Annotated in this window: 7 protein-coding genes; 4 read left to right on the forward strand and 3 right to left on the reverse strand. The window is 52.9% G+C overall.

Annotated elements, in window-relative coordinates:
• Positions 1-3: 3 nt before the first annotated feature.
• The gene (apbC, locus tag ACP5OT_RS07455) at positions 4-1,098 is read right to left on the reverse strand and encodes an iron-sulfur cluster carrier protein ApbC (protein ID WP_424674895.1); all 1,095 of its coding nucleotides are present in this window, start codon (positions 1,096-1,098) and stop codon (positions 4-6) included.
• Between the two features lie 178 nt (positions 1,099-1,276).
• On the opposite strand from apbC, the gene ACP5OT_RS07460 reads away from it, so the two are divergent.
• The 3 genes from ACP5OT_RS07460 to ACP5OT_RS07470 all read left to right on the forward strand — a co-directional run bounded on the left by ACP5OT_RS07460 (position 1,277) and on the right by ACP5OT_RS07470 (position 4,140).
• The gene (locus ACP5OT_RS07460) at positions 1,277-1,912 is read left to right on the forward strand and encodes a helix-turn-helix transcriptional regulator (RefSeq protein ID WP_322490445.1); all 636 of its coding nucleotides are present in this window, start codon (positions 1,277-1,279) and stop codon (positions 1,910-1,912) included.
• A 93-nt stretch (positions 1,913-2,005) separates the two neighbouring features.
• The gene (locus ACP5OT_RS07465) at positions 2,006-2,620 is read left to right on the forward strand and encodes a superoxide dismutase (protein ID WP_424674894.1); all 615 of its coding nucleotides are present in this window, start codon (positions 2,006-2,008) and stop codon (positions 2,618-2,620) included.
• A 341-nt stretch (positions 2,621-2,961) separates the two neighbouring features.
• A complete protein-coding gene (locus tag ACP5OT_RS07470) occupies positions 2,962-4,140 on the forward strand; it encodes a glycosyltransferase family 4 protein (RefSeq protein WP_428131787.1) in 1,179 nt (392 codons plus the stop codon).
• A gap of 466 nt (positions 4,141-4,606) precedes the next feature.
• Here ACP5OT_RS07470 and ACP5OT_RS07475 read toward each other — a convergent pair whose 3' ends face one another.
• Positions 4,607-5,854, reverse strand: a complete 1,248-nt coding sequence (locus ACP5OT_RS07475) for a hypothetical protein (protein WP_424674893.1) — start codon at positions 5,852-5,854, stop codon at positions 4,607-4,609.
• Positions 5,855-6,165: 311 nt separating this feature from the next.
• Between ACP5OT_RS07475 and ACP5OT_RS07480 the strand changes: the two genes are divergently transcribed.
• Positions 6,166-7,386 carry a hypothetical protein gene (locus tag ACP5OT_RS07480; RefSeq protein ID WP_428131789.1) on the forward strand — a complete coding sequence of 407 codons (1,221 nt, stop codon included), beginning with the start codon at positions 6,166-6,168 and terminating at the stop codon, positions 7,384-7,386.
• A gap of 38 nt (positions 7,387-7,424) precedes the next feature.
• On the opposite strand, the gene dnaE is transcribed toward ACP5OT_RS07480, so the two are convergent.
• On the reverse strand, positions 7,425-11,207 hold the full coding sequence (gene dnaE / locus ACP5OT_RS07485) for a DNA polymerase III subunit alpha (RefSeq protein ID WP_424674890.1): 3,783 nt from the start codon (positions 11,205-11,207) through the stop codon (positions 7,425-7,427).
• Positions 11,208-11,375 lie beyond the last annotated feature (168 nt).

The following is an 11,375-nucleotide window of genomic DNA, read 5'->3' on the forward strand; positions in this document are numbered from 1 at the left end:
CAACTACACTGTTGTGTACTGCAACACCGAAATCCGGGCAGCGACTTGACGGGCCAGTTCACGAAAGATATTGGCGTAAGCATCGGGAGCGTCGCTAATCACAGCCGGTTGGCCGGTATCACCGCCCTCACGCACACTCATCCCAAGCGGTATCTGACCAAGTAACGGTACTCCCAACCGGCGGGCTAGCCGTTCGGCGCCACCACTACCGAAGATATCGTAGCGTTTGCCGGTATCGGGGGCAACAAAATAGGCCATATTTTCAACGATACCGAGCAATGGTACATTCACCTTGCGGAACATCTCCATCGCCTTCACGACATCGATGGTTGCCACTTGCTGCGGCGTGGTCACGATCAGGGCGCCGGTCAATGGCAAACTCTGCGCGAGTGTGAGGGCCACATCACCGGTACCGGGTGGCATATCGATAATCAGATAATCGAGCGGCGCCCACGCCACCTGATAGAGGAATTGACGGAGCAACTGGCTAACCATCGGCCCGCGCCAAATCACCGGTTGCGACTCATCAATCAAAAAGCCGACCGACATCACCTTAATGCCGTGGTTGGTCAGTGGAAGCATCATCGGTTGGCCATTGGCATCACTGACGGCAGCCGGTTGACCGTGTATCCCCAACATCAGTGGTAAGCTCGGCCCGAAGACATCGGCGTCGAGCAACCCAACCTGTGCCCCCATCTGGGCGAGTGCCACGGCCAGGTTAGCTGCCACCGTGCTCTTGCCGACCCCACCCTTGCCGGCGGCCACTGCGAGCACATTCGCAACACCGGGAATAGCTGCTTGTTCAGGAATACCGGCCGGACGGCGGACATTGGCGGTGAAATCAACATTCACCTCTTTCACGCCGGGAACGGCACTGACCGCTGTGACAATATCGTTGCGAATCTGATCTTTCAGCGGACAAGCCGGTGTCGTCAGTTCGATAGTACAGCGCACAATACCGTCGCAAATCGCGATATGCTTCACCATCTGGCGTGAGACCAGATCACCGCCCAACTCCGGCTCTTGCACCTGCCGCAATGCGGCCAAAATCTGCTCTTCGGTCACCTGTACCGGTTGGTTACTTGAAAAGAGACCCATTGCTCTGCTCCGTTTGGTTGACTCCGCGTCTCTGAGCATTATACCAGAGAATTACAAAAAGTTGATGTTACTAAAATCACAGACAGCAATTATCTTGCTTGACAGGGTGTAGCGCGATTGATATACTCACCATAAGATTATTCGATAGAATCATATTCGTAAAGTGGTGACATCGACCATGCACAAGGTTGAGCGCAGAGAACAGGGAGCGACACGGCGCAGCATCTTGCAGCTCCTGCGCCGGCATGGGCAGATGAGTGCGGTAGAACTGAGCGCTGCACTTGACATCGGTGCGGTTGGGATCCGCCAACACCTTGCCGCACTCGAGCGTGAGGGTCTCGTCTACATTTGTGGTCTGCGCCGAAACGTAGGCCGTCCGGCGCATCTCTATGCGCTCACCGAGCGCGCCGAACATTTTTTTCCTAAACACTACGAACGTTTAGTCTGTGAGCTGTTCGAGAGTGTAGCCGCGATGGGCGGCGAGGTTGCGGTGCAAGAGGTGCTGGAACAACGACGAAACGCCTTACACGCCACTCTTGCCCCACAACTTGCCGGTAAGGTGCGGGCGACGCAGGTTGCCATACTGGCCGAGCGGCTGGCCGAACAGGGGTATATGTGCGAATGTGAGCAGCTTGAGAACGGTGATCTTTTGATGACTCAGTACAACTGCCCCTTTGATTGTGTTGCTCGTCGTTTCCCACAGATTTGTGATCAAGAACTACGCCTCTACGAAGACCTGCTTGCCACACCGATCGAGCGTGATATGACGATAGCTGAAGGTGGGCATTGTTGTCGGTATCGTATTCCGCAGTAGCATTACATCCATAATTCGCGGTACAATAGAAGTGCTTAAGTTAAGACGGCCAAGGGTGGCCGTCGTTGTTTGAAAGTGCCACGGAGGTTTCTCATGGCGTTTGAAGTTCCACCGCTCCCCTACGACTACAACGCACTAGAGCCGTACATTGACGAAGCGACGATGCATTACCATCACGATAACCATCACCAGACCTACGTAACCAACCTGAACAATGCGTTAGCCAATTACCCCGACCTACAGAGCAAGTCGATTGAAGAGCTTCTGAGCAACCTTGAGGCGATTCCGGAGGCGATCCGAACCGCGGTGCGCAACAACGGCGGTGGGCACTGGAACCATACGTTCTTCTGGGAGATTATGGCGCCGAATGCCGGTGGTGCGCCGGAAGGTGATCTGGCGGCTGCAATCGATGCCACCTTTGGCAGCTTCGACGCCTTCAAAGAGAAGTTCAAGGCAGCAGCGCTTGGTCGGTTTGGTTCAGGCTGGGCTTGGCTGATCACCGATAAAGACGGTAACCTGAGCATTATGAGTACGCCCAACCAAGACAACCCGTTGATGGAGGGGAAGACGGCTATTCTCGGTATTGATGTTTGGGAGCATGCCTACTATCTGAAGTACCAGTATAAGCGGGCCGCCTACGTCGATGCCTGGTGGAACGTGGTGAACTGGAAGAAGGTCGCCGAGCATTATACAGCAGCGAAAGGGTAAATAATGTGCAGGGGCGGAGCAACCCTCCGCCCCTGTTGCTGAAGTGTGATATATTCCGATTAGTTTAGACGGTCTGTTGGCAGGTTGAAGGTGTTAGATCAGTTTTCGATTGCGTGAATGTGATTATGTAGGGGGTGAGGGTTAAGTGAGGAAGATTTCTTGGACGTCAGTTATGCAGAACTGTTTTGTATATCGTGAAGAGCAAGGTCTGAATCAGGATTTCGGTGATTGCCTTGCAAGGCGTTTATTTGTATGCCATCATACTACCGAACTTCAAACCGATTGTGTGAAAGATAGCAATTGTTCCAAGACAAATTGCTCAGGATAGATTTGACCAGGCCATGCGAATTCTGATTATTCACAACGATTACCGAGAACCAGGTGGAGAAACTGCTGTATACCGTGCTGAAGTGGCTCTACTGCAACAGTATGGTCATGAGGTGTTTACATGGCAGCGTGATAATTCTGAGATCTTCACTTACGATCTGCGCCGAAAATCTGTTTTTCTGATAAATACCATATATAATCGGCAAACATACCACGACCTGCAGTCTTTCATCCTTGACAAACGTCCTGATATAGCGCATGTTCACAATGTCTTTCCCTTGATTTCACCCTCTGTGTACCGAGCATTACGAAAAGCCGGTATTCCGATTGTACAAACCGTCCATAACTATCGATTTCTGTGTCCAAATGCTCTCTTCTATACCCACGGACAGATTTGTGAGCGCTGTAAGGATGGCAATACCCTCCATGCCGTTCGCTGGCGATGTTACCGTAGAAGTTATACGCTCAGTGCGTTGTATGCCTTGACCATTTATTTGCATCGGCGTTGGGGGACATTTAAAATGATTGATCGTTTTATTGTTCTAACTCAATTCGTCGGTCAAAAACTGATAGAAAGTGGTTTAACCTCTGTAGATAAAATTAATGTTCTGGGGAACTTTTTATCTGATCCACTCCCTGTACCGGGATCGTTTGAGTACCGTGAACCTTACGTTGCTTATCTTGGACGGTTATCACCAGAAAAAGGAGTGGATGTCTTGTTAGATGCACTCGCGGGTTTACCTAAGATAAGATTAAAGATTATCGGTGATGGGCCTCAAAAAACAACTCTGCAAATGAAAGCTCAGAAACAAGGTGTTCAAGCAGATTTCCTTGGGTATGTAACTGGAGAAAAAAAGTTTGAACTACTGCGCCAGGCTATGGTAGTGATCGTTCCTTCGGTATGGTATGAGACTTTCTCGATAGCTACCATAGAAAGTATGGCATCTGGAACTCCGGTTTTGGCTTCAAATATAGGCTCCCTACCATTCGTAGTGGAAGATGGCAAGAGTGGAGTGCTATTTCGGCCAGGTGATAGTCAGGACCTGCGACAAAAATTAGAGTGGCTACTCGCTCGTCCCCAACAGGCATTAGCAATGGGTCTTTACGCTCGGAGCGTTGTTGAGCGACGCTATACTGCTTTAGCACACTATAACACTCTTATGGAGATTTATAATTCGGTGATAAAGGGCTAAAGATGTAATTCGATATTCAAAAATCGAACAGTGACTATGTAGAAATTATTATGTGTCGTTATTTCCTATTGATATTGCTGTGCTTTCAATCTGTTTTGTTGTACTAAAGTGACCGAGATCAAGTGGTTTGGCTTGAGGAGTAGCTATTGTGGAAAAAGGTAAGATTCCTCCCTATTCTTGATGTGCCCGGTGTTTGTCCGGTGAATGCGATCAGTTATTGGTTCCTAAAAGATCATCCTTTAGCAATCGACTGGTCTAGTCGATCACGCATCAAAGGCGTTAATCTATCTTTACACCTCTTGGCATTGGGTAATACGATCTAGCGTGTCTCTGCTTCGTTAACTAGTGGCAACTGTTTCTTGTCGCATACGACTCCATCAAAAAACGGGGGGCGGGTAAAAAACCCGTCCCCCTTCATTGTCACCTGACCAGGCTATAACAGAGTGTAGATGACTACATTCTAATCCTACGGCACCGGTACATTCGGGTCAAGACGATAGGTGTTGATAATCTCATCCGTTTTGCTCTTGAGCTTATCGAACTGTTCTTCAGGCACCAGGGTGGTTAACACTGAAACCTTATCGCCACGCTGTTCGATGAAGCTATTCCCCAGCATTGAGGCTTGGACATTGTTGGAAGCGGTTGAGGTGTAGCCCCAGACGATCAGAATACTGCCGTCGTTTTGTGGGCGCGGGTCATTGTAGAAGAAGTCGGGCTGGTCGCCGAACGAGTTTTTGAGAAAGGCGACGAGCTTCTCGATTAACTGATCATCACTGTATACTGTGCTATCTTCGAGTACATCGACGACAATCGCGGCATTATTCGTCGGATCGGTCCAGACCAGAATCAGCTCGCCGGGCCGGCTATTGTCGGTGAGAGTCCAATTGACTGGACGATCGATGCGGAAGACGCCTGATGGGTGCGTATAGGTGCGCAACTCACCAATTTCAACCGGCGCCAAACTACCAGTACTCGTGGTGTTGCCGCTCCCAGGCGCCGTTCCGCCGCTCAGTGCGACGCTTTCGTTGATCCGATAGGTGTTGATAATCCGATCGGTATAGGTAGACAGTACTTCAAACTGCTCCTGGGGAATCATTGTCGTTAGGATCGAGATTTTGTTGCCGCGTTGTTCGACAAAACTGTTGCCAAGCAGTGTTGCACGCACGTTATTGTCAGCAGTTGCGGTATACGACCAGACTATTAGTTGGCTGCCGTCCCTTTGTGGTTGGGGATCCTCAGTACTGAAATCGGGTTGACTCCCGAAGCGGTCGTTCAGATAGCTGGTAAGGAGATCGGCTAATTCCGTATCGCTGAGTGTTCGGCTGCTCTCGGCCAGAACAACGATGATTGCACCGTTACCGGTAGGGTCAACCCAGACCAACTGTAATTCGGTATCAGAGCTATTGTCTTGCAGCGTCCAGTTGTTGGGAACATCGATTTGGAAGACACCACTTGGGTGGCGATAGGTCTCGAGTGGACCAATATCGACCAAGGATATTTGGCTATCCAAAACAGTGGTTGCAGTGGGTTCGGGGAGCGGGGTTGCCGTTGGACGTGGAGCAAGGGTTGGGCGAGGGGTACGGGTGGGTTGTTCTGCGATAGGCGATGGAGCAGCGGTAGGCTCTGGTGTAGCATTACCGCCACCACAAGCAGCGAGCACGAGCGTCAGAAGACCGATGAAGGAGACGAGCCAGAACCGATGATACGAGTGCATAAGAACTCCTGCAACAGGTGTAGTCGGCATGAGAGATGTGGGTTAGTAGCCCACCAGACCACGAGTTCGAGCGAGGTATGATGGTTACATACATATACGTGCGATTGGCAAAGAGGTTTCATCATCTGAAGGTAGGTTGTTGCACTCAAGACCTTCGCTGCTGTGTGTATTACCAGTGAAGCAAACGGACTGCGTTATTACCTGACAAGATGTTCAAGTGCAGTGGTTTTTTAACATATTTTCCATCTCGGTTGCACCAATGTATACCTATAATGATAAGTATCACTGTCGTCACTGCGAGGGAAGAAATGATGTACCGTTATCTTATCATCTTATTAATGGTTTGGTTATCATGTTCGGTACCGATAGCGGCGGCACAGTCTTTACCAACTTTTATCCTCGACTTTGAAGGTTTTGCCGATAATCTCGCTATTAGTACGTATGGGAGTTTGGCGTTTGGTGACGGCTGGCGCTTCGGTGATGTACGCAGCGGACGCTACAATGCACCGTATCCCGGTGCGTGCCCTGATTTTGGTGGAATGTGCGCGTTTACGCTGAACGGCAATGGTTTTGCGCGGGTGAGTGGCAGCGGTAGCGGACGGATCATCTTACCATCCGGTGTTGTTTCGTTTGGGGTTGCAGTCTCTACTTCTGATCTCGTCGCAGTGACGGCGTTAGCTGCCGACGGTACGGTGATCGCTACGGCCAGTGTCGGTGCTAATACCTTCACCGGTCGACTCGACCGGGTAAATCTCACTGCACCGACGAATCGCGCGATAAAAACGATTGAAATCAGTGGTTTGCGCGATACTTGGCTGATTGACGATGTGGAGTATGTCGTAATGCCGACCGCAGTGCGCCCGGCACGGGTGACGTTGGCACAACGGATAGTTGATGTGGCGCGGTCTGGTGAGTTGTTGACGCTCGATCTGGTGTTAGAAAATTATGGCCGCGGGCCGATGATGGCGGCGACGATCGAATTACCTTTTGATGAGACCACCTTGGCCTTGCTCGATGTGCAGACGAGTCGGGCTGATGTGTGGGTCAGTGATGTGATGTCGGGTTTGATCACGATCCGCACCGGTCCGTTAGCTGCTGAGCGTGATCTGGTAACGATGACGATCCGATTCCAGGTGCGCGCAGAGGCACCGGTTGGGCGGGCAATTGGCCGTGAGGCTCAGTTGTGGTACCGTGATGGGGTGACCGAGTTTGGGCGTGGACGGAGTAATCTACCGCGTACCGTGATCGGTCTCGGCCCAGAGTTGACCTACCGGCGCACACCTGAGATCACGATAGCTGGACAAACGTTAACCTATGCCGCCGAAGGGTTTGCCCCCGGTGAGCCGGTGGGGATTTGGTATAACCCACCGAATGGTGCGCCACCGGTCACAGTGACAACGGTGCGCGCCGATGGTGATGGACGGGTGAGCGGTGTATTGGTCTTGAGCGGTTTGCCGGTGGGTGCGCATACATTGGTGTTGTACAGCCATCACTCGCAGCAGACGTTTGTCGGTGAATTTGCAATTCCCTAACGGCGGGGCACCCACGGGCATGGGGCAATGTACCCGTGTCATACCGGGAGAACCCGCTCTGGGCCGAGGAGTTGCTGTAATTCGGCGACCAATTGATCGGACAATTCAACCGTGTGTTGTGATTGCAAGACGACCATCCCTACCCCATTGGGTAGGTACAGTGTCACGTGATCATTCCCTTGGCTGGCGCTGAGCACACGGTGAATATTCTGCATCAAGGCGACATCGGCGTCGAAGTTATTAGTACGCGGCAGGTAGATCCGCAAATTACGTGCCGGTGGCCCGTCGGTACGGGTTGGTTCGCCGCTCTTGCTGTGTCCATTGCCGTTTCCCTGACCATTCCCGTTGGCAAGTTTGACCGGCTGGCGCGGGCGCACAGTTGGTGGTTTGGCCGCTGCTGGGGTGGTGGTCGCTGATGGAGCTGGGGGTGATGACACCGTGGTAACCGATGTTGGTTGAGATGATGGTTCTGGGAGGGAGATGGGTATATCGGTCACTAATGCTCCGCTCAGCTCATCACTCATCCCTTCGAGATCCATCTCAACCGGTTGAGAGCTGGTCGTTTGGTCGATGGGAGATGGCGCTTCAACGCTCTCTACGACGAGTTGCGGAGTATCGCGCCGGTTATCAACTTTCGCCGTCACCCGTACTACTGCATCATTCTGGAGCAGATCGGCGGCTTTTGCCAACACCTTCGGAAACACCACGATCTCGATACTCCCGGTCATATCTTCGAGGGTTGCCACCAACATCGAATCGCCCTTCTTGGTGGCAATCCGGCGCACACCGCTCAGGACACCGACGAAGGTCAGCGTCTCGCCGATATGCTCCTCTTCAAGTGATCCCAGTTCGGTAACGCCGGTGAAGTCGATCCCTTCAAGCGCCTTCGCAATAGGGTCATCCGAGAGGTTCAGACCGAGTAGTTCTTTCTCCCACAGGAGCATCTCTTTCTGCTCGGCAGGTGTCTCGGTGATGAGTGGCATAGGGATACGAGCGACATTCGGGCTGCCGGTACTACTTTCACCGAAGATATCGAACAGACTGCTCTGGCCGATTTCGCGCGCTTTTTGTGCTTCGGAACCGACCTGTACTGCCTGATCGAGAATGGCAAGCTTTTGGCGACGGCTACCGGGCAGTGAATCGAGCGCACCGGCCTTAATCAGACTCTCAAGTGTTCGCTTGTTGAGTGCGTGGCGATCGACGCGGGCGCAGAGGTCTTCCAGTGACTGGAACGGGCCACCGGACTCACGGGCAGCGATAATCGCCTCGACCGGCCCTTCGCCAACATTCTTAATCGCCATCAGGCCGAAGCGAATCCCGCGGTCGTACTTCACTCCTTGGGGGAGTGGTGGCGATAACTGCTCAATGGTAAAGCCCTTGTTCGAGCGGTTGACATCAGGTGGTAAGACTGCTACGCCCAGCCGGCGCGCCTCAAGGGCAGCCTTGGTCACGTCTTCAATTACCCCACCGGCACCGGTGAGCACTGCGGTCATATACTCAACCGGATAATTCACCTTGAGCCACGCCGTCTGATAGCTAAGCAAGCCGTAGAGAGTGGCGTGGGGCCGGTTGAACGAATAGCCGGCGAAAGGTAAGATCAGCTCCCACAGTTGATCGGCAATCTCTTTACTGATTCCCTTCCGCTGGCAGCCCTGCTTAAAGATCGCTTCGTTCTCGGCCATCAGTTCCTTGTTCTTCTTGCTAATGGCCTTAATCACGATATAGGCTTGACCGAGCGTATAATCGGCGACCGTCTGGAGCAATTGCATAATCTGCTCTTGGTAGACGATTACGCCGTAGGTATCGGCCAAGATCGGCTCCAGCACCGGATGCAGATAGCGAATCTGAGACGGATTGTTCTTGTTTTGAATATACACCGGAATCTGTTCGAGGGGACCGGGTCGATAGAGTGCCACCATCGCGTAGAGGTCTTCGACGCGGGTTGGTTTCAACTGCATCAGGTAGCGAGTCATCCCCGCCGATTCAAGCTGGAACACATTCTTGGTCTCGCCGCGGCCCAATGCCTCAAACACCTTCGGATCATCGAGCGGAATCTCATCGAGCCACATTTTTTGCCCGGTGGTCTGCTCGATATACTTCAGCGCCTCGGCCACCACCGACAAATTGGTGAGACCGAGAATATCCATCTTGAGCAGACCCATCTTGGCCAGCGTCGGCCCCTCAAACGCCGCCATCAGCGCATGCTCGTCTTTGGTGGTGCGTTGCAGCGGCACAATTTCTTCGAGCGGGGTACGGCTGACCACAACGCCACACGCGTGGGTACCGACCGAACGCATCCGCCCCTCGACCTTACGGGCTTCGTCGATCAATGTGCGCAGATGAGGCTGAGTCTCGTAGAGTTGTTTGAGTTCGGGCACCCGTTCAAGGGCTTGGGCAATCGTTGTGCCGACCGGGAGCGCAGGGATCAGCTTGGCGACGCGATCCACTTCACCGGGGTCGAGGCCGAGGACGCGGCCCATATCGCGGATGGCGGCCTTTGCACCGAGGGTACCGTAGGTGATGATTTGGGCTACATTCTCGCGCCCGTATTTATTAGCAATGTAATCGAGAATCTCTTGGCGACGTGAGTCGGCAAAGTCGGTGTCGATGTCGGGCATCTCCAGTCGTTCGGGGGAGAGGAAGCGCTCGAAGAGCAGTTTATTCTTGACCGGATCGACATCGGTAATGCCGAGGGCGTAGAGGACGAGCGATGCACCGGCTGAACCGCGCGGTAGGCAGGGAATACCGCGCGAGCGGGCGAATTTCACGTAGTCCCAGACGATCAACATATAGTCGGGGAAGCCGGTCTTATTGATCACATCGAGCTCATACTCCAATCGGCGCATATATTCTTCGGGCGGCTGACCGTTGAAGCGGCGCATCAGGCCTTCTTCGCAGACGAGGCGTAGGTATGACGCGGCATCATGACCTTCAGGCAGCTCGAATACCGGCAATTGCACCCGTCCAAACTCGAGCTTGAGCCGACACATATCGGAAATCCGGCGGGTATGTTCGAGCGGCTCGGTGCCATAGCGTTTAAACCGCGCCCACATCTCTTCGCCTGACATAATGTGATAGCTTTCATCCATCGCATATTCGCGGGCACAGAACTCGGCGTAGGTCATGTTCATGCCCATTGCCATCACCTTATGCTGGGTTTCTTTATCCTCAGGGCGAATGAAGTGGGCATCACTGGTAGCGACGAGGGGAATGCCGAGTTCACGGGCGATGCGCACCAATTCATCGTTGAGTGGCTCGAGTTCGGGGGTATTGTCGTGGAGTTGTAACTCGATGTAGTAGCGGTCGGGACCGAGCAGATCGCGGTAATAGGCTGCTGTCTCGACAGCGGTGCGGCGATCGCCGCTCTTGAGATAGTGCAACACCTCGCCGGCCAGACAGGCCGAGGTGACGATCAGGCCCTCGTGGTGCGCTTCAAGCAGATTGCGGTCGATGCGGGGGCGGGCAAACACCCCTTTCCCCATACCATCGAGATGGGCGCGGGTAGTGAGTTTGACCAGATTGCGGTAGCCGGTCTCGTTTTGCGCCAACAGGAGGAGGTGAAAGTAATTCTTCGCCCCTTTCGTCATCGGGTCGGACAATGAGCCAGGTGCCATGTACGCTTCGACGCCGATGATCGGGCGGATACCGGCTTTTTTGGCTGCCTCGTAAAACTCCATTGCGCCGTAGAGAACACCGTGATCGGTAAGGGCGATACTGTCCATGCCCAAATCGGCAGCGCGTTGGGCAATGCCTTTGGTCGTGGCGTAGCCGTCGAGGAGGCTGTATTCGGAGTGGACATGCAGGTGAACAAAGTCGTGCATGGTAGGCTCGCGATAGAAATTATTTACACTGAACGAGTGTTGTCAAGGGCGAAAAGACGATCTAAATCTGAAACATTTGTCCGAGAGAGTATCTGAAGTGTTGTTTTTTATTGTTATATAGACATAAATCGCATCAAGCAGGGCCGTGGTTTGGTTTGATTATAGCAT

It is taken from the genome of Chloroflexus sp. (assembly GCF_049970315.1).
Lineage (GTDB): Bacteria > Chloroflexota > Chloroflexia > Chloroflexales > Chloroflexaceae > Chloroflexus.

Excerpts from the sequence above, each read along its gene's own strand:
- ACP5OT_RS07470 (WP_428131787.1), top strand. The coding sequence starts at position 2,962 with ATGCGAATTCTGATTATTCACAACGATTACCGAGAACCAGGTGGAGAA.
- ACP5OT_RS07475 (WP_424674893.1), bottom strand. The coding sequence starts at position 5,854 with ATGCACTCGTATCATCGGTTCTGGCTCGTCTCCTTCATCGGTCTTCTG.
- ACP5OT_RS07480 (WP_428131789.1), top strand. The coding sequence starts at position 6,166 with ATGTACCGTTATCTTATCATCTTATTAATGGTTTGGTTATCATGTTCG.
- ACP5OT_RS07465 (WP_424674894.1), top strand. The coding sequence starts at position 2,006 with ATGGCGTTTGAAGTTCCACCGCTCCCCTACGACTACAACGCACTAGAG.
- apbC (WP_424674895.1), bottom strand. The coding sequence starts at position 1,098 with ATGGGTCTCTTTTCAAGTAACCAACCGGTACAGGTGACCGAAGAGCAG.
- dnaE (WP_424674890.1), bottom strand. The coding sequence starts at position 11,207 with ATGCACGACTTTGTTCACCTGCATGTCCACTCCGAATACAGCCTCCTC.
- ACP5OT_RS07460 (WP_322490445.1), top strand. The coding sequence starts at position 1,277 with ATGCACAAGGTTGAGCGCAGAGAACAGGGAGCGACACGGCGCAGCATC.